Below are 19197 nucleotides of genomic sequence, written 5' to 3'. Positions count from 1 at the left end.
TGAGTTATGGCCCGCTACACCGGCCCCATGACCAGGAAGTCGCGCCGTCTCGGTGTCGACCTCGTTGGTGGCGACGCGGCGTTCGAGCGCCGTCCCTACGCACCCGGCCAGCACGGCCGCGCGCGCATCAAGGAGAGCGAGTACCGCTCGCAGCTGCAGGAGAAGCAGAAGGCCCGCTTCACCTACGGCGTGATGGAGAAGCAGTTCCACAACTACTACGTCGAGGCTTCGCGGCGCGCCGGCAAGACCGGTGACAACCTGCTGCAGCTGCTCGAGTGCCGCCTCGACAACGTGGTGTACCGCGCCGGGTTCGCCCGGACCCGCCGCCACGCCCGCCAGCTGGTGACCCACGGTCACTTCCTGGTCAACGGCAAGAAGGTCGACATCCCGTCCTACCAGGTCGCCCAGTACGACGTCATCGACGTGCGGGAGAAGTCCCTGGAGATGACCCCGTTCATCGTGGCTCGCGAGACCCACGGCGAGCGGGTCGTGCCGGCCTGGCTCGAGGCGATCCCGACCCGGATGCGCATCCTCGTGCACCAGCTTCCGGTCCGGGCGCAGATCGACCTCCCGGTCCAGGAGCAGCTCATCGTCGAGTTCTACTCGAAGAAGTAACCGCACGGGGGCCCGTCCCCCGTGGCCCCCGCCGGGGGCTCCGCCCAGACCTCCGGGTCGCCGGGCGGGCCCCCCGGCCGGGATCTCCTTCCGTCACCACTGCAGTTCGGGCCCGTCAAATAGCGGGGGGGCCCGGAAAGGACACCACCAGTGCTTATCGCACAGCGCCCCACCCTGTCGGAAGAGTCCGTCGACGAGTTCCGCTCGCGGTTCGTGATCGAGCCCCTGGAGCCCGGCTTCGGCTACACCCTCGGCAACTCCCTGCGGCGCACCCTCCTGTCCTCGATCCCCGGTGCCTCCGTCACCAGCATCAAGGTCGACGGGGTGCTCCACGAGTTCTCCACCGTCGACGGTGTCAAGGAGGACGTCACCGAGATCATCCTCAACCTGAAGTCGCTGGTCGTCTCCTCCGAGCACGACGAGCCCGTCACCATGTACCTGCGCAAGTCCGGCGCCGGTGACGTGACCGCCGCCGACATCACGCCCCCGGCGGGTGTCGAGGTGCACAACCCCGACCTGAAGATCGCCACGCTGTCCGACAAGGGCAAGCTGGAGATGGAGCTGGTCGTGGAGCGTGGCCGCGGCTACGTCTCCGCGGTCCAGAACAAGGGTGCCGACAACGAGATCGGCCGGATGCCGGTCGACTCGATCTACAGCCCGGTCCTCAAGGTGACCTACAAGGTCGAGGCCACCCGTGTCGAGCAGCGCACCGACTTCGACAAGCTCGTCATCGACGTCGAGACCAAGCCGTCGATCCGTCCCCGCGACGCGATCGCCTCGGCCGGCAAGACGCTGGTCGAGCTCTTCGGCCTGGCGCGCGAGCTCAACGTCGAGGCCGAGGGCATCGACATCGGCCCGTCGCCGGTCGACGAGCAGCTGGCCGCCGACCTGGCCCTCCCGGTCGAGGACCTGCAGCTGACGGTCCGGTCCTACAACTGCCTCAAGCGCGAGGGCATCCACACCGTGGGTGAGCTCATCAGCCGCTCGGAGCAGGACCTGCTCGACATCCGCAACTTCGGGGCCAAGTCGATCGACGAGGTCAAGGCGAAGCTGGTCGAGATGGGCCTCTCGCTCAAGGACAGCGCCCCGGGCTTCGACCCGCAGGCCGCCCTCGCGGCGTACGGCGACGAGGACGACGACGCGTTCGTCGAGGACGAGCAGTACTGATCCCCTGACCGGCGGCGCCCGCCGCCGGCCCACTACCCCGGTACCTCGTACGGCCGGGGAGGAATGAGAGAACGATGCCGAAGCCCACGAAGGGTCCCCGCCTCGGCGGCAGCCCCGCGCACCAGCGCCTGATCCTGGCGAACCTGGCCACCCAGCTCTTCGAGCACGGCCGGATCACCACGACCGAGGCGAAGGCGCGCGCGCTGCGTCCGCACGCGGAGAAGCTCATCACCAAGGCACGCAAGGGCGACCTGCACAACCGGCGCGAGGTCCTCAAGACCATCCGCGACAAGTCGGTCGTGCACCACCTCTTCACCGAGATCGCGGAGACCTTCGCGGACCGTCCGGGTGGCTACACCCGGATCACCAAGCTCGGCCCCCGCAAGGGCGACAACGCGCCCATGGCGGTCATCGAGCTGGTGACCGAGGCCTACACCCCCTCGGCCCCCAAGGCGACCAAGACCGCGGCCGCTCCGGCTGCCGCTCCCGTCGAGGAGACCCCGGCCGAGGAGACCGCCGTCGAGGACGCTCCCACCGAGATGACCGACGAGGCCTCCCCGGAGGTCAGCGTGGTCGCCGAGGAGGAGCCCACCGAGGGCACCGAGGCGGAGCCGACCGAGGGCGACGCCAAGGCCTGATCCGGCCCGCAACACCCGCAGGACCGTTCGAGACGGCCCGGCACCCGCGAGGGGGTCGGGCCGTCTCGGCGTCTCGGGGTCAGCCGTCCAGGGCCCGGCGGCCGCCCACCCGGCGGGCGCCGAGGTCGGCGCGCTGACCGGCGTGCCAGCCGTCCGCGGCGCCGGACCCGGACAGCGAGCGCGGGCGGGCCGGTCGGGCCTGCGGATAGGCGGCCGCCACGGCGCCGCGGACCAGCTCGCTGCGGTCGGCGAGGACCAGGCTGGCGGTGGGCCCGGCGGAGCCAGCGGCGGCACCGGATCGGGCGCGGGCGTCGGCGTCCTGGCGGGCGCCGTCCTCGGCCTCCCGCAGCCGCCTGCCCACGGCGTGGCGGAACCCCGCCAGCCAGGAGCGCCGGAACGCCGCGACGTGCTCGCCGGGCGGGACCGGAGCGCGCAGCAGCCCGGTGGCGGACTGCAGGAGCAGGCTGGTCCAGATGATCTCGGCGCGCTCCAGGTCGCTGCGGTGGCCGAAGACGTGCAGCGAGATCTCCTTGCCCCGGCCGAGACGGGCGGTGCGCACGATCACCTGGCAGCGCAGCGCCAGGGCCACGGTGGAGAGCAGGTCCGCCTTGTCGCTGGCGTACGGCGCCTCGACCTCGACCACGAGGTCGCCGACCGGGTCGGAGCCCGGGTCCTCGCGGGAGAGCAGCGCCCGGTCCACGCCGTAGTCCGCGATCAGCCGGGCGGCCTTCGCGGTGTAGGTCTCGGCCTCGTGCTCGGTCGCAGCCGGGTCCTCGGCCTTGGCCAGCAGCTTGCGGACCTTGGCCAGGATCGGGTGGTCCTCGTGCAGCATCGCGGCTCCTCCGGGTCGGTGCGCCCACCCTGCCAGCCGCCGGGGACAGTCCCGCGGCTGGCGTTCGGCAGCCTCACCAGGCGCGGTCCAGCAGCCGCTGGGCGTCCTCGCGGGTCAGCCCCAGGCGCCGCGCCGCGGCGGCGTACTCCCGGGCGGCGGCCTCGGCGGCCGGCGTACCGGCGCCGGAGGAGGAGGCCACGAAGGTGCCCCGGCGGCCCTCGGTGACCACGACGCCGTCGGCCTCGAGCTCCTTGTAGGCCCGCGCCACGGTGTTGGCCGCCAGGCCGAGCTCGGTGGCGAGCCCGCGCACCGTGGGCAGCTTGGTGCCGGCGGGCAGGTCGCCCGAGGCGGCCCGGGAGGCGATCTGCGCGCGCAGCTGCTCGAAGGGCGGGGTGGCGTCGTCCGGGTCGGGCGGGGAGACCTGCATGGCGCGAGGCTAGCCCGGTGCGACAGGCTGGCGTCATGAGCGGGACCGAGCGGGACGTGCTGGTGGTGGGGGAGTCGCTGGTCGACGTGGTCGACCGGGGCGGCGAGGTGGTCGAGCACGCCGGGGGGAGCGCGGCGAACACGGCGGTCGCGCTGGCCAGGCTGGGCCGGCCGGTGCGGCTGGCGACCGCGCTGGCCGACGACCGGTACGGCGGCCTGGTGGCGCGCTACCTGGGCCGCGACGCCGTGGCCCTGGCCTGCGACCCCGAGGTCGTCGAGCGCACAGCGGTGGCGCGGGCGACGATCGGCGCGGACGGCGCGGCGTCCTACGAGTTCGACCTGGAGTGGCGGGTGGGTCCGGTGCCGGACGAGCCGCTGCCGCTGGCCGTGCACGCCTGCTCGATCGGCGCCGTGCTGCCCCCCGGGGCCGACGAGGTCGTGGCTCTGCTGGCCCGGCTGCGCGGGCGCGCCACGGTCAGCTACGACATCAACGCCCGCCCGGCCGTCACCGGTGAGGGGGAGCGGCTGCGCGCGGCGGTCGAGCGGGTCGTCGCCCAGGCCGACCTGGTGAAGGCCAGCGACGAGGACCTCGCGGTGGTGCGGCCGGGCCTCGACGTCGGCGCCGCGGCCCGCTCGCTGCTGGCGCTGGGGCCCGCGGTGGTGGTCGTGACCCGCGGCGCCGAGGGCGCCACCTGGTACGACGCGCACGGCGAGGTCACCGTCGCGGCGGCGCCGGTGCAGGTGGTCGACACGATCGCCGCCGGCGACACCTTCAGCGCCGCGCTGCTCGACGGCCTCTGGGAGCGCGGGCTGCTCGGCGGCGCGGGCCGGGTCCGGCTGCGCGACCTCGGCGAGCCGGACCGCACAGCGCTGCTGGCGCATGCAGGCGCCGCGGCCGCGCTCGCGGTCACCCGGCCGGGCGCGGACCCGCCGTACCGGGCGGAGCTGGAGCGGTCCGCCTGAGAGAATGGCCCGGTGCGCATCCGGATCGACCTCGCCTATGACGGCACCGACTTCCACGGGTGGGCCGCCCAGCCCGGGCTGCGGACCGTCCAGGGCGTCCTGAGCGACGCGCTGGAGACCTCGCTGCGGACCGAGGCGCCGCAGGTCGTGTGCGCGGGCCGCACCGACACCGGCGTACACGCGCGCGGGCAGGTGGCGCACACCGACGTCGCGGCCGACGTGCTGGCGGCCTCGGCCGGCCGGTCGACCGACCCGCCGCTGGAGGCCCTGCTGCGCCGGCTCAACGGGATCCTGCCGCCCGACGTGCGGGTGCGCCGGATCGCCGAGGTCTCGGGCGCCTTCGACGCCCGCTTCTCGGCGCTCTCGCGGCGCTACGCCTACCGGGTGGCCGACGCCCCCGCCGCTGTCGACCCGCTGCACCGCTCGCACGTGCTGGTCTGGCCCCGGCCGCTCGACGAGGGCGTCCTCGACGCCGCGTCGGCGCCGCTGGTGGGCCATCACGACTTCGCCTCGTTCTGCAAGCAGCGGGAGGGCGCGACCACGGTGCGGGTGCTGGAGGAGCTCTCCTGGGTACGGCGGGCCGACGGGGTCCTCGAGGCGACGGTCCGCGCGGACGCGTTCTGCCACAGCCAGGTGCGGGCGATGGTCGGCTGCGTGCTCGCCGTCGGTGAGGGGCGCCGCCCGGTCGAGTGGGCCGGCGAGGTGCTGCACGCCCGTCGGCGCGACCCGAGGGTCGCGGTCGCCCCGGCGCGCGGGCTGACCCTGGAGGAGGTCGTCTACCCGGTCGACGACGAGCTCGCCGCCCGGGCCGAGCTGACCCGGGCCCGGCGCCCGGCCGTGGACGTGACGCCGTGAGCACCGAGGACGAGCACTACTTCAGCGCCGACCCGTCGGTGGCGTTCACGCGCAAGCCGGTCGAGGCGGAGGTGTGGGGGCACCGGCTGTCGCTGGTCAGCGGCTCGGGCGTCTTCGCCCAGGGCCGCGTCGACGTCGGCACCGCCGTGCTGTTCCGGGAGACCCGGCCGCCGGCCGGCGGGCGGGTCCTCGACCTCGGCTGCGGGTACGGCGTGATCGGGCTGGCGGTGGCCGTCGCCGCCGAGACGGCGGTGGTGACCGGCGTGGACGTCAACGAGCGCGCCCTACTCCTGGCCAACGAGAACGCCGCGTCCCTCGGCGTCGCCGACCGCTACACCGCGCTCACGCCGGACGCGGTCGCCCCCGACGCGGTCTTCGACGAGATCTGGTCGAACCCGCCGATCCGGATCGGCAAGCCTGCGCTGCACGAGCTGCTGCTCACCTGGCTGCCCCGGCTCGCGCCCGGCGGTCGCGCGGTGATGGTCGTCGGCAAGAACCTCGGCGCCGACTCCCTCCAGCGCTGGCTCGGTGAGCAGGGCCACCCGACCACCCGCCTCGCCTCGGCCAAGGGCTTCCGGATCCTGGAGACCCGCGCCTGAGGCGCGACCCGGCAGGAGCTCCTGCCGGGTCGCGCCTCTGGTCGAGCGGGGCTACTCGGGGACGCCGCTCTCCGGGGGCGCGTCCTCGGCCTGGCCGGAGGTGTCCTCGGTGATCTCGGCGTCGCCGATGTCGCTGACCAGGACCGGCGTCAGCGCCTCGCCGACGCCGCCCTTGAGCTCGACCACCTGCATGCCGGAGATGCCCATGTGGCTGTCCTCGGTGAACCGGAACGGCGCCAGCTGGGGACCCTCGAGGTCCTGGCTGCCGCTCTCGAGCGCCTCGACCAGCCCCTCGCGGGTCAGGTCCTCACCGGCCTCCTGGAGCGCCTGGACGAACGCGTAGGCGTGGGACATGCCGTAGACCCGGTAGTTGGTGAGCTCGCCCTTCTCGCCGTGCTCGTCCCAGACCTTCTGCCACAGCTGGACCCACGGGTCGTCCGGGGCGTCGACGCCCGGGATGTACTCCGTGGTGAGTACGCCGTCCAGCGCGGCCGCGCCGCCGGCCACGGCCCCCTCGGAGATCTCCGAGAGCAGCGCCCCCACCAGTCCCGGGTCGGAGCCGACGTTGGAGTAGAACCACTCCGGCTCGTAGCCGAGCTTGAGGGCGACCAGCTGGCTCAGTGCGGTGTACGACGGGGTGTTGAACGACAGCACCAGGTCGGCCTTCGCCGCCTGGAGCCCCGCGATCTGCGGGCCGACGTCGGTGCTGCCGGAGGTGTAGCGCTGCACGTCGACGATCTGGTCGTCGAGGTAGCGGCGCACGCCCTGCTCGGCGTCCTCGCCGAAGTCGTCGTCCTGGAGGAAGAGCCCGACCTTGGCGTCGGGCATGTTCTCCGCGACGTACTGGCCGATGATCTTGCCCTCGATCTCGTAGTCGGGCTGCCAGCCGAACGTCATCGGCCGGCTCTCCACGTCGTCGCCCCACATCAGGGAGCCCGAGGACACGAACAGGTCGGGGACGCCCTCGTCGTTGAGGAAGTCCACCACCGCGCTGTGGGTCGGCGTGCCGAGCCCGCCGACCATCGCGAAGATCTCCTCCTGGAGCACCAGCTCGTTGGTGACCTTGCTGGTGTTCGTCGGGTTGTAGCCGTCGTCCTTGACGACGTACTCGATCTTGCGCCCGTGCACGCCGCCGTTGGCGTTGACGTAGTCGAAGTAGGCCTGCACCCCCGTGGGGATCTCGCTGTAGCCCGGCGCCGCGACGCCGGTGAGCGGGAAGTGCGCCCCGATCGTGATGGTGTCCGCGGTGACGCCGGTGTCGGATGCCCCGCCGCCCTCGCCGTCACCGTCGTCGTCGTCCCGGCCGCCCGCGCCGCAACCGGCCAGGAGGAGCGCCGTGGAGAGGAGGCCGGCGACCGCCGCCTTCCCGCTGAGGGGGACCCGGGTCCCTGTCCTGCGTTTCATCTGGCTGTTCCCTTCGAGGTGGTGGAGAGCGCCCCGCGCGTGCGGCGGCGTACGGCGAGCAGGCGCAGGCTGCCGGCGAGGCCGGCGGGTGCCACGAGCACCACCCCGACCATCACCAGCCCGTAGACCAGCGGGGCCAGCTCTGCGGCCTGGATGTCGCTCAGGCCAGCGTCGGTGCCGAGGCCGGTGGCGACCTGCGGCAGGAAGGTCAGCAGCGCGGCACCGAGCAGCGCTCCGGTGAGGCTGCCGAGGCCGCCGAGGACCACCGCGGCGAGGAGGGTGAGGCTGAGGGTCAGCGTGAAGCTGCTGGGGGCCGCGAGCCGCACGCTGAGCGCGAGCACCGCGCCGGCGACCCCGGCCGCGGCGGCACTGACCACGAACGCGGAGACCCGGGCCCGTCCCAGGTCGATCCCGGCCAGCTGCGCGGCGACCTCGTCGTCGCGCACGGCCCGCCAGCGCCGGCCGACCCGGCTGCGCGAGAGGTTCGCGAGGAGCACATAGGTGACGATGAGCACCAGCCAGCCGACGAGCGCGACGTAGCCGCTGGTGGTGAGGTCCTGCCCGGTGACGAAGTACGCCGCGTCGAGCACCCACGTGGGGGGCTCGGGCAGCACCACGCGCAGCCCCTGCTCGCCGCCCAGGGTGTCCTTGAAGTACAGCGCGATGCCGGGGACGGCGACCGCGAGGGCGAGGGTGGCGCCGGCGAGGTAGGGGCCGTGCAGCCGGGCGGCGGCGACGCCGACGATCGCGCCCACCGCCAGGGCGACAGCGGCGGCGGCGAGCAGCACCAGCGGGAGCGGGACGGAGGCGTCGCGGTCGGGGAGCAGCAGCGCGGCCGTGTAGGCGCCGACGGCCATCAGCGCGCCGTGGCCCAGCGAGACCTGGCCGTTGAGGCCGGTGAGCACGGTCAGGCCGCCGGCCGCGATGCCGAGGTAGGCCATCTCGGCGAGCTGGAAGCGGCGGAAGTCGCTGACCCCCTGGAGCACCAGCAGCACCGCGACCAGCCCGAGCACTGCCAGCAGGAGGTGCCGGGCGAGGGTGGAGTCGGGCCAGGCCCGGGTGAGCGTGCGCATCAGACCCGCCTCGCCGTCGTCGTGGAGAAGAGCCCGCCGGGCCGCACCAGCAGCACCAGCACCAGGATCAGCAGGGCCGCCAGCGCGACCAGCTGCGACCCGACGTACCCGCTGACGAAGCTGAGCGAGAGGCCGAGCACCAGGCCGCCCACGACGGCGCCGACCGGGCTGTCGAGGCCGCCCAGCACGGCGGCGACGAACCCGTAGACCACGACGCTGTCCATGAAGCCGGGGTGCACCAGGCTGCCGCTCGCGATCAGGACGCCGGCCAGGGACCCCACCAGCGAGGCGAGCGCCCAGCCCAGGGTCAGCATCCGGCCGACCCGGACGCCCAGCAGCCGGGCCACCTCCTGGTTGAACGCCGAGGCGCGCATCCGCAGCCCCAGGTCGGTGAGCCGGAACAGGGCCACGAGCAGGGCCATCGTGACGAGCACGGCGAGGATCGTGAAGACCCCGGTGGCCGTGAGCGCGATCGTGCGGTCGCCGATCTCGAGCCCGCGGATCCCGAACGGCGCCGGGAAGGACCGGTAGCGGTTGCCGAAGACCACCGCGGCCAGGGCGTGCAGCACGATGAACAGCCCCAGGGTGAGGATCACGGCATTGATCTCGGCGCCACCCTGCACCGGCCGCACCACCGCGCGCTCCAGGACCGCGCCGAGCACCAGCCCGGAGAGCAGGGCCGCGGCCAGGCCGACCCACCAGGACGCTCCGTCCTCGATCACGACGAGGGCCACGAACGTGGTCACCATCGCCATCGGCGCCTGGGCGAAGTTCACCACGCGGGTCGAGCGCCAGACCAGGACCAGCGCCAGCGCGAACGCGGCGTAGACCATCCCGAGCGTCAGGCCCACGAGGGCGGTGTTGAGGAGCTGTTGCAACGTGGTCTCCAGGTCGCGGGGTGGCTAGAACCCGAGGTAGGCGTGGCGGAGCTGGTCGTCGCCGGCCAGCACGTGGGCGTCCTCGTCGGCCACGACCCGCCCGAGGTCGAGGACGACCCCCCGGTCGGCGACCGAGAGGGCGCTGCGGGCGTTCTGCTCGACCAGCAGCACGCTGAGCCCCTCGTCGCGGACCAGGTCGCGCACCAGCGCGAAGATCTGGGCGACGATGCGGGGCGCCAGCCCGAGCGAGGGCTCGTCGAGCAGCAGCAGCGCGGGGCGCGCCATCAGGGCCCGGGCCAGGACGAGCATCTGCCGCTCGCCGCCGGACAGCGTGCCGGCGGTCGCCGCTCGGCGGTCGGCCAGCACCGGGAACAGCTCGTAGGCGCGGTCCAGGTCGCCGGCCCGGACCCGGCCGCCGCGCCCCAGGGCACCCAGGCGCAGGTTCTCCTCGACGCTGAGCTCGGTGATCACCCCGCGCCCCTCGGGGACGTGGGCCATGCCGAGCCCGGCCATCGCCTCGGCCGGCACTGTCGAGACCGGCCGGCCGTGCAGCTCGACGCTCCCGGACCGGGCCCGGTGCAGGCCGGACAGGGTGCGCAGCAGCGTGGTCTTCCCGGCGCCGTTCGCCCCGAGGACGGCGGTGATCCGCCCGCGGGCGGCCGTGAACGAGACGTCGTGCAGGGCGGTGATCGGCCCGTAGCCCGCTGTCAGTCCCCGGACCGCCAGGGCCGGGGCTGCCGGGGCTGCCGGGGCGCTCACACCGTCTCCCCGAGGTACGCCGCGAGCACGGCCGGGTCCTCGCGGACCTGCTCGGGCCGGCCCCGGGCGATCACCCGGCCGAAGTCGAGCACGGTGATCTGGTCGCAGACCCGCATGACCAGGTCCATGTGGTGCTCGACCAGCAGCACCGACATCCGGTCGGTCAGCCCGCGCACCAGCGTGCCGAGCTCGTCTATCTCGCCCGCCGAGAGCCCGCTGGCCGGCTCGTCGAGGAGCAGCAGCTCGGGCTCGGCGACCAGGGCCCGGGCGAGCGCGACCCGCTTGCGCACCGGGTAGGGGAGGCTGGGCGGGTAGAGCCCGGCGACGTGGGCGACGCCGAGCTCGTCGAGGGTCGCCAGCGCCCGCTCGCGCAGCGCCCGCTCCTCGCGGTGGGAGCCGGGCAGTGCCAGCAGCCCGCCGAGGAAGCCGGTCCGGGCGTGCCGGTCGGCGCCGACCATCACGTTCTCCAGGACCGTGACCCGGTCGAAGAGGCCCAGGCCCTGCAGGGTGCGGGCCACGCCGAGCGGCGCCAGGTCGGTGGGCCGCAGCCGCTCGGCCGGCGTACCGCGGTGGCAGATCGTGCCGCTGTCGGGGCGCACGAAGCCGCACGCGACGTTGAACAGCGTGGTCTTCCCGGCGCCGTTCGGTCCGATCACGCCGTGCACCTGCTGCGGGGCCACCGCGAGCCCGACTCCGTCGAGGGCCGTGAGCCCGCCGAAGGTCACTGTCACGTCGCGCATCTCGAGGACGCTCACGGTGGAGGTGACGGAGGCGGTGGCGGGGGCCGGGCCGGGCACGGGACCTCCAGCGGATGTTGGGCGATGTGACCTGCACCACCTTGGTGTGGCTGCACAGTCTGGTCATGAGGCGCGCTGCACAGAACTCCTTGGTTCGCGGAACCCGAATCGGGGTGCCTACTGGTCAGGCTTGTGCGCAGAGTGCGAACGTGGCGGCATGCGTGCGGAACCCGTCGACGAGGACATCGCCCTGCGCGAGGCGTGGTCGCTGCTCGTGGACTCCGCCGACGCGATCGCCGACAGCATCACGCTCACGCTCTTCGAGCGCGACGCCGAGACCTACGAGCGGATCGGGCCCGAGTTCCGCGCCGACGTCCGGGCGAGCACCCGCCAGCACATCCGCCGCGGGGTGCGGATCCTGGCCGGCCGCCGGGAGGCCGGGGACGCCGAGGGCGAGTCGGCCGTCGAGCTGTGGCGCGACACCGGCCGTCGGCGGGCTCGGCAGGGGGTGCCGCTGGAGCTGGTGCTCAACGCCTACACGCTCGGCGCCCGGATCCTGTGGGAGGCCCTGGTCACCCGGGTCCGCTCCGAGGCGGCCGCCGGGATCGACGACGGCGTGCTGCTGGCCGCGGCGCGGACCGTGTGGGCCAACCTCGACGTCCAGAACGGCGTGCTGATCGACGCCTACCGGCGTGAGAGCGCCCGGATGCAGCGCCAGGACCTGCAACGCCAGCAGAGTGTGCTGGACGCGCTGCTGGAGGGCCGCGGGGCAGACCCGGAGTTCGCCGAGGAGGCCCGCTCGGCGCTCGACGTCGGCCCCGACGACGCGGTGGCGTGCGTCGTGGTGCTCTTCGACGGGACCGACGGCGTCGACGCGCTGGCGCCGGCCGAGGACCGTCTGGACCGGCTCCGGATCCCGGCGCGCTGGCACGTCCGCTCCGGGGTCTCCTACGGGCTGCTGTCCGGCGACCTCCCCGACGAGCCGGGGATCGTCGAGCTCTTCGCGGCCAGCGCCCCCGGCCGTACCGGCGTCGCGGCCAGCCAGGACGGCATCGCCGGCTTCGCGACCGCCTTCCAGCTGGCGCACCGGGCCGCCGAGACGCTGCCCCGCGGGACGCGCGGGGTGGTGGCCGTCTCGGAGCGGCTCCCGGAGGTGCTGCTCGCCGGCAGCCCGCAGGTCGCGCCGCTGCTGGTCGGCCAGACCCTCGGGCCGGTGCTGGCGCTGCCCGGCGGGCAGTCCCGCACGCTGCTGGACACCCTCGCCGCGCTGCTGCGCCACGACGGCTCGCCGACCCACGCCGCGGCCGAGCTGTTCTGCCACCGCAACACGGTCATCTACCGCCTCAAGCAGCTCGAGCAGCTCACCGGCCGCAGCCTCGCGGACCCGCGGGACAAGATGCTCCTCGCCCTCGCGTTGATGGCGCGGGGACGCGGCTGAGGGCGGCGCGACCAGAACTGCCGGGTCGGCGTGATCCCCGCGACCAGAACTGCCGGGTCGGCGTGATCCCCGCGACCAGAACTGCCGGGTCGGCGTGATCAGGGGTGGAGGAGGTCGTGGAAGAGCCGGCAGGTCCGGTTGACGGCGTCGTCGGCGGCGCGGCAGAAGCGGCCCATGTCCACGAAGCCGTGGATCAGGCCGTCGTAGGACGCGAGCCGGACCGGCACGCCCGCGGCCCGCAGCGCCTCGGCGTACGCCGTGCCCTCATCGCGCAGCGGGTCGAACTGCGCGACCGCGACGACGGCGGGGGCGAGGCCGGCCAGGTCCCCGCGCAGCGGGGAGAGCCGAGGGTCGGCGAGCCGGTCCGGCGGCAGGTGGCCGACGTACTGGGCGGCGAACCACAGCATTGTGTCGCGGTCCAGGAAGTACCCCTCGGCGTTCTCGACGCGCGAGGCCGTCTCGCCGACCAGGTCGGTGGCGGGGTAGACCAGCAGCTGGCCCGCGACCGGGACGCCCTCGTCGCGCAGCACCTGGGCCGCGACCGCGGCGAGGTTGCCGCCGGCGCTGTCGCCGGCCAGGCCCAGCCGCTCGTCGCCGCCGAGGTCGGCGAGGTGGGCGGCCGCCCACCTGGCCGCGGCCAGGGCGTCGTCGACCGCGGCGGGGAACGGGTGCTCGGGGGCGAGGCGGTAGTCCACGCTGACCACGACCGCCTCGCAGATCGTGGCGATGGTGCGCGCCATCAGGTCGTGGGTGTCCAGGTCGCCGATCACCCAGCCGCCCCCGTGGAAGAGCACGACGGTGGGCAGCGCGCCGGGCCCTGGCCGGTACACGCGCGCAGGCCGGTCGCCGTCGCCGCCCGGCACCGTGATGTCGGTGACCTCCTCGACCTCCGGCAGCACGCTCGGGTCGCGCAGGTCGACGGTGAGCGCGCGGAAGGAGGCCCGGGCCTGCTCGGCGGTCCCGGCATGCATCGGCGGGCTGCCGGTGGAGTCCAGGAACGCCAGCAGCGCGGCGATCTCGGGGTCGAGACGGGGATCGAGCGAGGTCACGGTGCGTCCTCTCGGATGGGGCGGTCAGTCGAACGCCGGGTCACACGAATGTGGGTCACACAAACGCGGGTCACACAAACGCGGGTCACACAAAAGCGGTGATGCCCGTCTCCGCGCGCCCGATCAGCAGCTTCTGGATCTGGCTGGTGCCCTCGTAGAGGGTCATCACCCGCGCGTCGCGCAGGTACTTCTCGACCGGGTAGTCGTCGACGTACCCGGAGCCGCCGTGCACCTGCAGGGCGTTGTTGGCCGCGCGCACGGCCGCCTCGGAGGCGAACAGCTTCGCCTTCGACGCCGCCAGGCCGACCGGCTCGCCGCGGTCCAGGAGGTCCGCGCAGCGCCACACCAGGAGCCGGGCGGCGTCGGCGTCCAGGGAGATGTCCGCGATCAGGTCCTGCACCAGCTGGAAGGAGGCGATCGGCTTGCCGAACTGGGTGCGGGTCGTGGCGTAGGCGACCGCCGCCTCCAGGCAGCCCTGCACGATCCCGACGCAGCCGGCGGCCACCGAGACCCGGCCCTTGTCCAGGGCGGTCATCGCGATCCGGAAGCCCTGGCCCTCCTCGCCCAGCAGCGCGGAGGCGGGGAGGCGTACGCCGTCCAGGTGCAGTGAGGCGGTGGCCTGGCCGCGCAGCCCCAGCTTGCCGGTGATCTCGCGGGCCTCGAAGCCGGGGGTGTCGGTGGGAACCAGGAACGCGGAGACCCCCTTCGGGCCCGGTCCGCCGGTGCGGGCGAAGACCAGTGCGACGTCGGCCCAGGTCCCGTTCGTGATGAACAGCTTCTCGCCGTCGAGGACGTAGTCCGAGCCGTCGCGCCGCGCGCGGGTGGTGAGGCTCCCGGCGTCCGAGCCGGTGCCGGGCTCGGTGAGCCCGAAGCAGCCCAGGGCCGTGCCGGCCGCGATCCGGGGCAGCCACTCCCGGCGCTGCTCCTCGGTGCCGTGTCGCAGCACCGACCCGCCGAACAGGCCGCTGGAGACCGAGACGATCCCGCGCAGCGCGGAGTCGGCGCGGCCCAGCTCCTCCATCGCGAGCACCGAGGTGAGGTGGTCGCCGCCGAGCCCGCCGTACTCCTCGGGGAAGGTGATGGCGAAGAAGCCGAGCTCGGCCATCCGGGGGACGATCGCGGTGTCCACGGCCTCGCGCCGGTCCCACTCGGTGCGGTGCGGGACCGCCTCGCGCTCCAGGAACTCCCGGGCCACGGCCCGGAACGCCTCCTGCTCTTCGCTCAGCGAGAGGTCCACCGGCTCAGGCCCCGGCGACCGCGTGGCGGGCCAGCTCGGCCTTGGCCAGGGAGTTCTTGTGCACCTCGTCGGGCCCGTCGGCGAAGCGGAGCGTGCGGATGCCGGCGAAGCTCGCGGCCAGCGGGAAGTCCTGGGAGAGCCCGCCCGCGCCGTGCGCCTGGATCGCGCGGTCGAGGATCTCCTGGACCACCTTCGGGGTGGCGATCTTGATCGCCTGGATCTCGGTGTGGGCGCCCTTGTTGCCGACGGTGTCCATCAGCCAGGCCGTCTTCAGCACCAGCAGCCGCAGCTGCTCGACCGCCACCCGCGCCTCGGCGATCCACTCCCGGATCACGCCCTGACGGGAGAGCGGCCGGCCGAACGCCACCCGGGCCTCGACCCGCTGGCACATCAGCTCGATGGCCCGCTCGGCGACGCCGATCGAGCGCATGCAGTGGTGGATCCGGCCCGGGCCGAGCCGGGCCTGGGCGATCGCGAACCCGGCGCCCTGCTCGCCGACCAGGTTGGCGGCCGGCACCCGGACGTCCTCGAAGAGCAGCTCGGCGTGGCCGCCGTGCTCGTGGTCGTCGTAGCCCAGCACCTGCATCGGGCGGACGACGCGCAGGCCGGGGGTGTCGCGGGGGACCAGCAGCATCGACTGCTGCCGGTGCCGGGGGGCGTCGGGGTCGGTGCGGCCCATCACGATGAAGATCTCGCAGGCGGGCGCCATCGCGCCGGTGATCCACCACTTGCGGCCGTTGACGACGTACTCGTCGCCGTCGCGCACGATCGAGGTGCCGATGTTCGTGGCGTCCGAGGAGGCGACGTCGGGCTCGGTCATCGCGAACGCCGAGCGGATCCGGCCGTCCAGCAGTGGCTCCAGCCAGCGCTCCTGCTGCTCGGGGGTGCCGAACATGTGCAGCACCTCCATGTTGCCGGTGTCCGGCGCCGCGCAGTTCATCGCGGCGGGCGCCAGGTTGCCGCTGCGCCCGCTGATCTCGGCGAGCGGGGCGTACTGGAGGTTGGTCAGGCCGGCGCCGTGGCCGCCGCTGTCGCCGGGCAGGAACAGGTTCCACAGGCCCCGCGAGCGGGCCTCGGCCTGGAGCTCGCGCAGCACCGGCGCGCTCGTCCAGTCGAACGGGTCCGCCAGCGCGTCCAGCTGCGCGGCGAAGACCGGCTCGGCGGGGAGCACGGAGGTCTCCATCAGGTCGTGCAGCTCGCGCTGGAGCTCGCGGGTGCGGGCGTCGAACTCGAAGTCCATCTCAGTCCCTTCCTCGGACGGCGGCCAGGCCGGCCGCCAGCAGCGGCTCGACGACGGCGCCGACGGTGTCGAAGCCCTCGCCGACCGTCTGGCCGGCCAGGTGGCGGTGGTGGATCCCCTCGAGGATCACGGCGAGCTTCAGGTGGGCCAGGCCGAGGTGGAAGCCCATCTCGCCCAGGTCCCGCCCGCTCGCCACGGCGTACCGCTCGAGCTGCTCCTCGGGCCCGGGGTAGCCGGGCGCGGTGCTGGCGTCGGCGACCGAGCCGCCGCCGGCGAGCTCGCCCAGTGCGTCGTAGACCAGCAGCAGGGCGACGTCGGTGAGCGGGTCGCCGAGGGTCGCCATCTCCCAGTCCACGACGGCCCGGATCGGCTGCGGGTCCTCGGCGACCACGAGCAGGTTGTCCAGCCGGTAGTCGCCGTGCACGATCCCCGCCGCGCCGTCCTCGGCCGGCACGGAGGCGGCGAGGTGGGCCAGCAGCGCGTCGGCGTCGGGCAGGTCCCGGGTCCGAGACCCCTCGAGCTGGCGGCCCCAGCGGCGGACCTGCCGCTCCAGGAAGCCGGTCGGCCGGCCGAGGTCGTCGAGCCCGACCTCGGCGGGGTCGACGCGGTGCAGGCGGCCGAGCACGTCGATCATCGCGGCGGCCAGGGCCGCGGTCCGCTGTGGGCCGATCTCGGCCAGCTGCGCCGCGGTGCGGTACGGCGTCCCCGCGACCCGCTCCATCACGTAGAACGGCGCGCCCAGCACGGCGTCGTCGGCGCAGACGGCGTAGGTCTGCGGGACCGGCACGTCGGTGTCGGCCAGCGCTGTCATCACCGTGTGCTCGCGGGCCATGTCGTGCGCGGTCGCCTGCACGTGGCCCAGCGGCGGGCGACGCACGATCCACCAGGACCGGCCGTCGGTGACCTCGTAGGTGAGGTTGGACTTGCCGCCCGCGATCAGCGCGCCGGTCAGGTCGCCGGCGACCTCGCCGGGTCGCTGCGCGTCGTACCAGCGCCTCCAGGCGGCCAGGTCCAGGCCGGGAAGCTCGGTGCTCATGCGCCCGCTCCTGTGTCGGCCCCTGCATCAACCCCTGCATCGATCTTGGCCTGGAGCCGGCGCATCCCGGCCAGCCAGCGGTCGGTGTCGGTGGCCCGGGCCGCGTAGTAGCCAGCGACCTCGGGGTGGGGGAGGACCAGGAACCGGTCGTCGGCCAGCGAGTCCACCCAGGCCTGGGCGACGGCCTCCGGGGTCAGCGCGGAGTCGCGGGAGAGCAGCTGCGCGAGGTCGCCGGACTGCTCCAGCATCCGGGTCTGCACGCCCTGGGGGCAGATCGCCTGGACCGTGACGCCGCGGGCGCCGTAGGTCACCGAGAGCCACTCGGCGAACCCGACCGCCGCGTGCTTGGTCACCGAGTACGGCGCGCTGCCGATCATCGTCAGCAGCCCGGCCGCCGAGGCGGTGACCACGAACCGGCCGCCGCGGCCGTCCTCGAGCCACCGCGGGACCAGCTCCCGGGCCGCGCGGACGTGCGCGAGCACGTTGACCCCGAGCATCCGGTCCCACACCTCGTCGGGCGCCTGGAGGGTGTCCGGGCCGGACTCGGGGCCGGCGTCGATGCCGGCGTTGGCGCAGAACACGTCGACGCGGCCCAGCGCCGCGGTGGCCTGCTCGACCAGGTCCCGGGCGCCGGCGGCGGTGGCGCAGTCGCCCGGCGCGGCGGTCCCGCCGACCTCGGCGGCGACCGCCTCGGCGGCCGCGGCGTCGAGGTCGTTGACCACGACCCGGGCGCCCTCGGCGGCGAGCCGGCGGGCCAGGGCCCGGCCGATCCCGTGGCCCGCGCCGGTGACGACCGCCCCGGCGTCAGTGAGGGCCGTCGCCATCACACGCCGCCGGTGAGCGTGAGGCCGCCGTCGACCACGAGCGTCTGCCCGGTCAGCCAGCCGGCGTCCGCGGAGAGCAAGAAGGCCACGACGCTGCCGATGTCCTCGGGCACGCCCAGGCGCCGCAGCGGGTACGCCGCGGCGACCTCCTCCTCGCGGCCCTCGTAGAGGGCGCTCGCGAACCGGGTCTTCACCACCGCGGGCGCGACCGCGTTGACCCGGACGTCCGGCCCGAGCTCGACCGCGAGGCTCTCGGTGATGCTGATCAGCATCGCCTTGCTCGCGCCGTACATCGCGATCCCGGGGGCCGGCTTCACCCCGCCGACGGATGCCACGTTGACGATCGCGCCGCCGTGCTCGGCCATCCAGGCGCGGTGCACCTCCTGCACCCAGGCGAGCGCGGCGACCACGTTGGTGTCGACGATCTTGCGGGCGGCGTCGAGGTCGATGTCGACCAGCGGGCCGTAGACGGGGTTGATCCCGGTGTTGTTGACCAGCAGGTCCACGCTGCCGAACGTCTCGATCGTGCGGGCGACGGCCTCCGCCCGGTGCCCGGGGTCGGCGGCGTTGCCCGCGACCGCGATCGCGTGCTCGGGCCCGCCGAGCGCGTCGACGGCCTCGGCCAGGGCCTCGGGCTTGCGGGCGGTGACGCAGACCCGGGCCCCCTCCTCGACCAGCCGCTGGGCGATCCCGAGACCGATCCCGCGGCTGGCGCCGGTGACGATCGCGACCTTGCTCTGCAGACCCTGCATGCGTCCTCCGTTGGCAGCTGACTAAGCGCTCGCTTACTATCGCGGTCGTGCCCGACCACGTCAACGCCCACCCCGGCGGTACGCCGTCCGGGACCCAGCGCGGCGACGCCCGCGACCGGCTGCTCCAGGCGGCCGTGGCCGCGTTCGCCGCGAAGGGCTTCCACGGCACCACCACCCGCGACATCGCCGCGGCGGCGGGGATGAGCCCGGCCGCGCTCTACGTGCACCACCGCTCCAAGGAGGAGCTCCTGCACCAGATCTCGCTCGCCGGCCACGAGCGCACTCTCGCGCTGTGCCGGGCCGCGGTCGAGGGCAGCGACGACCCCGTCGAGCAGCTGGGTCGGCTCGTGACCGACTACGTGCGCTACCACGCGGTCCACCACACGACCGCGCGGATCCTCAACTACGAACTGGCTGCGCTCTCGCCCGAGCACCAGGCCGAGATCGGCGCGATCCGGTCGCGCATCGACGTGCTGCTGCGGGAGCTGCTCGAGCGCGGCCGGCGCTCCGGGGCGCTGCGGGTGCCGCACCCGACGGTCACCGCCGCGGCAATCCTGTCCCTGGGCATCGATCTGGCGCGCTGGTGGCGCGAGGACGGGGGCTGGACCCCCGACCAGGTCGCGGCGTACTACCGGGAGCTGGTGCTCGCGATGGTCGGGATCGCCTCCTGAGCGA

General features: G+C 74.2%; 21 protein-coding genes. 8 read left to right on the top strand and 13 right to left on the bottom strand.

What is annotated here, in order from left to right; all coding sequences use genetic code 11:
* Positions 1-6 precede the first annotated feature (6 nt).
* From rpsD to rplQ, 3 genes are all read left to right on the top strand, one after another.
* Complete coding sequence (rpsD, locus tag EBO35_RS16155; RefSeq protein WP_122818632.1) at positions 7-615, top strand: 30S ribosomal protein S4; 609 nt, start codon at positions 7-9, stop codon at positions 613-615.
* 150 nt (positions 616-765) lie between these two features.
* On the top strand, positions 766-1782 hold the full coding sequence (locus tag EBO35_RS16150) for a DNA-directed RNA polymerase subunit alpha (RefSeq protein ID WP_122818631.1): 1017 nt from the start codon (positions 766-768) through the stop codon (positions 1780-1782).
* A 74-nt stretch (positions 1783-1856) separates the two neighbouring features.
* The gene (gene rplQ, locus EBO35_RS16145; protein WP_122818630.1) at positions 1857-2420 is read left to right on the top strand and encodes a 50S ribosomal protein L17; all 564 of its coding nucleotides are present in this window, start codon (positions 1857-1859) and stop codon (positions 2418-2420) included.
* 79 nt (positions 2421-2499) lie between these two features.
* On the opposite strand, the gene EBO35_RS16140 is transcribed toward rplQ, so the two are convergent.
* Both EBO35_RS16140 and EBO35_RS16135 read right to left on the bottom strand, forming a co-directional pair.
* Positions 2500-3252 (bottom strand): DUF2786 domain-containing protein, encoded by a 753-nt coding sequence (locus EBO35_RS16140; RefSeq protein ID WP_122818629.1) that lies wholly within the window; start codon positions 3250-3252, stop codon positions 2500-2502.
* 73 nt (positions 3253-3325) lie between these two features.
* On the bottom strand, positions 3326-3679 hold the full coding sequence (locus EBO35_RS16135) for a GntR family transcriptional regulator (RefSeq protein WP_122818628.1): 354 nt from the start codon (positions 3677-3679) through the stop codon (positions 3326-3328).
* A 35-nt stretch (positions 3680-3714) separates the two neighbouring features.
* Here EBO35_RS16135 and EBO35_RS16130 point away from each other — a divergent pair, with 35 nt between their 5' ends.
* Genes EBO35_RS16130 through EBO35_RS16120 form a run of 3 tightly spaced genes read left to right on the top strand, consistent with a single transcriptional unit; the run spans position 3715 to position 6095 of the window.
* On the top strand, positions 3715-4641 hold the full coding sequence (locus EBO35_RS16130; RefSeq protein ID WP_122818627.1) for a PfkB family carbohydrate kinase: 927 nt from the start codon (positions 3715-3717) through the stop codon (positions 4639-4641).
* Positions 4642-4653: 12 nt separating this feature from the next.
* Positions 4654-5496, top strand: coding sequence for a tRNA pseudouridine(38-40) synthase TruA (truA, locus tag EBO35_RS16125; protein ID WP_122818626.1), 843 nt, complete (start codon positions 4654-4656; stop codon positions 5494-5496).
* Entirely contained in the window at positions 5493-6095 is a 603-nt protein-coding gene (locus EBO35_RS16120) for a class I SAM-dependent methyltransferase (protein ID WP_122818625.1), read from the top strand. Before truA ends, EBO35_RS16120 begins: the two co-directional genes overlap by 4 nt.
* Positions 6096-6146: 51 nt before the next feature.
* Here the strand turns inward: EBO35_RS16120 and EBO35_RS16115 are convergent, their stop codons facing one another.
* Genes EBO35_RS16115 through EBO35_RS19775 form a run of 5 tightly spaced genes read right to left on the bottom strand, consistent with a single transcriptional unit; the run spans position 6147 to position 10964 of the window.
* A complete protein-coding gene (locus EBO35_RS16115) occupies positions 6147-7499 on the bottom strand; it encodes an ABC transporter substrate-binding protein (protein ID WP_122818624.1) in 1353 nt (450 codons plus the stop codon).
* Positions 7496-8572 carry a branched-chain amino acid ABC transporter permease gene (locus EBO35_RS16110; protein WP_122818623.1) on the bottom strand — a complete coding sequence of 359 codons (1077 nt, stop codon included), beginning with the start codon at positions 8570-8572 and terminating at the stop codon, positions 7496-7498. The genes EBO35_RS16115 and EBO35_RS16110 overlap by 4 nt, the downstream gene beginning before the upstream one ends.
* Entirely contained in the window at positions 8572-9450 is an 879-nt protein-coding gene (locus tag EBO35_RS16105; RefSeq protein WP_122818622.1) for a branched-chain amino acid ABC transporter permease, read from the bottom strand. Before EBO35_RS16105 ends, EBO35_RS16110 begins: the two co-directional genes overlap by 1 nt.
* A 24-nt stretch (positions 9451-9474) precedes the next feature.
* Positions 9475-10209, bottom strand: coding sequence for an ABC transporter ATP-binding protein (locus tag EBO35_RS19780; RefSeq protein ID WP_241153738.1), 735 nt, complete (start codon positions 10207-10209; stop codon positions 9475-9477).
* A complete protein-coding gene (locus EBO35_RS19775; protein ID WP_241153737.1) occupies positions 10206-10964 on the bottom strand; it encodes an ABC transporter ATP-binding protein in 759 nt (252 codons plus the stop codon). Before EBO35_RS19775 ends, EBO35_RS19780 begins: the two co-directional genes overlap by 4 nt.
* 199 nt (positions 10965-11163) lie before the next feature.
* Here EBO35_RS19775 and EBO35_RS20305 point away from each other — a divergent pair, with 199 nt between their 5' ends.
* Positions 11164-12384, top strand: coding sequence for a PucR family transcriptional regulator (locus EBO35_RS20305; RefSeq protein ID WP_122818621.1), 1221 nt, complete (start codon positions 11164-11166; stop codon positions 12382-12384).
* Positions 12385-12482: 98 nt separating this feature from the next.
* Here the strand turns inward: EBO35_RS20305 and EBO35_RS16090 are convergent, their stop codons facing one another.
* From EBO35_RS16090 to EBO35_RS16065, 6 genes are all read right to left on the bottom strand, one after another.
* The gene (locus tag EBO35_RS16090) at positions 12483-13433 is read right to left on the bottom strand and encodes an alpha/beta hydrolase (protein ID WP_241153736.1); all 951 of its coding nucleotides are present in this window, start codon (positions 13431-13433) and stop codon (positions 12483-12485) included.
* Between the two features lie 85 nt (positions 13434-13518).
* The gene (locus tag EBO35_RS16085) at positions 13519-14670 is read right to left on the bottom strand and encodes an acyl-CoA dehydrogenase family protein (protein WP_122818620.1); all 1152 of its coding nucleotides are present in this window, start codon (positions 14668-14670) and stop codon (positions 13519-13521) included.
* A gap of 4 nt (positions 14671-14674) precedes the next feature.
* Positions 14675-15910 (bottom strand): acyl-CoA dehydrogenase family protein, encoded by a 1236-nt coding sequence (locus EBO35_RS16080; protein ID WP_122818619.1) that lies wholly within the window; start codon positions 15908-15910, stop codon positions 14675-14677.
* A gap of 1 nt (position 15911) precedes the next feature.
* Positions 15912-16946, bottom strand: a complete 1035-nt coding sequence (locus EBO35_RS16075) for a phosphotransferase family protein (RefSeq protein WP_122818618.1) — start codon at positions 16944-16946, stop codon at positions 15912-15914.
* Positions 16943-17770 (bottom strand): SDR family oxidoreductase, encoded by an 828-nt coding sequence (locus EBO35_RS16070; protein WP_122818617.1) that lies wholly within the window; start codon positions 17768-17770, stop codon positions 16943-16945. The genes EBO35_RS16075 and EBO35_RS16070 overlap by 4 nt, the downstream gene beginning before the upstream one ends.
* Positions 17770-18522 (bottom strand): SDR family oxidoreductase, encoded by a 753-nt coding sequence (locus EBO35_RS16065; protein ID WP_122818616.1) that lies wholly within the window; start codon positions 18520-18522, stop codon positions 17770-17772. Before EBO35_RS16065 ends, EBO35_RS16070 begins: the two co-directional genes overlap by 1 nt.
* Positions 18523-18569: 47 nt before the next feature.
* Between EBO35_RS16065 and EBO35_RS16060 the strand changes: the two genes are divergently transcribed.
* The gene (locus EBO35_RS16060) at positions 18570-19193 is read left to right on the top strand and encodes a TetR family transcriptional regulator (protein WP_122818615.1); all 624 of its coding nucleotides are present in this window, start codon (positions 18570-18572) and stop codon (positions 19191-19193) included.
* The last annotated feature ends 4 nt before the right edge of the window (positions 19194-19197 follow it).

The organism is Nocardioides pantholopis (assembly GCF_003710085.1).
Classification (GTDB): domain Bacteria; phylum Actinomycetota; class Actinomycetes; order Propionibacteriales; family Nocardioidaceae; genus Nocardioides; species Nocardioides pantholopis.
This window is presented reverse-complemented; position numbering and strand designations above follow the sequence as displayed.

Bases quoted from the DNA above. Each gene is read 5' to 3' on its own strand.
- EBO35_RS16110 (WP_122818623.1), bottom strand. From the start codon at position 8,572: ATGCGCACGCTCACCCGGGCCTGGCCCGACTCCACCCTCGCCCGGCAC.
- EBO35_RS16075 (WP_122818618.1), bottom strand. From the start codon at position 16,946: ATGAGCACCGAGCTTCCCGGCCTGGACCTGGCCGCCTGGAGGCGCTGG.
- EBO35_RS20305 (WP_122818621.1), top strand. From the start codon at position 11,164: ATGCGTGCGGAACCCGTCGACGAGGACATCGCCCTGCGCGAGGCGTGG.
- EBO35_RS16065 (WP_122818616.1), bottom strand. From the start codon at position 18,522: ATGCAGGGTCTGCAGAGCAAGGTCGCGATCGTCACCGGCGCCAGCCGC.
- EBO35_RS16135 (WP_122818628.1), bottom strand. From the start codon at position 3,679: ATGCAGGTCTCCCCGCCCGACCCGGACGACGCCACCCCGCCCTTCGAG.
- EBO35_RS16080 (WP_122818619.1), bottom strand. From the start codon at position 15,910: ATGGACTTCGAGTTCGACGCCCGCACCCGCGAGCTCCAGCGCGAGCTG.
- EBO35_RS16115 (WP_122818624.1), bottom strand. From the start codon at position 7,499: ATGAAACGCAGGACAGGGACCCGGGTCCCCCTCAGCGGGAAGGCGGCG.
- EBO35_RS16070 (WP_122818617.1), bottom strand. From the start codon at position 17,770: ATGGCGACGGCCCTCACTGACGCCGGGGCGGTCGTCACCGGCGCGGGC.
- EBO35_RS16130 (WP_122818627.1), top strand. From the start codon at position 3,715: ATGAGCGGGACCGAGCGGGACGTGCTGGTGGTGGGGGAGTCGCTGGTC.
- EBO35_RS16140 (WP_122818629.1), bottom strand. From the start codon at position 3,252: ATGCTGCACGAGGACCACCCGATCCTGGCCAAGGTCCGCAAGCTGCTG.
- rpsD (WP_122818632.1), top strand. From the start codon at position 7: ATGGCCCGCTACACCGGCCCCATGACCAGGAAGTCGCGCCGTCTCGGT.
- rplQ (WP_122818630.1), top strand. From the start codon at position 1,857: ATGCCGAAGCCCACGAAGGGTCCCCGCCTCGGCGGCAGCCCCGCGCAC.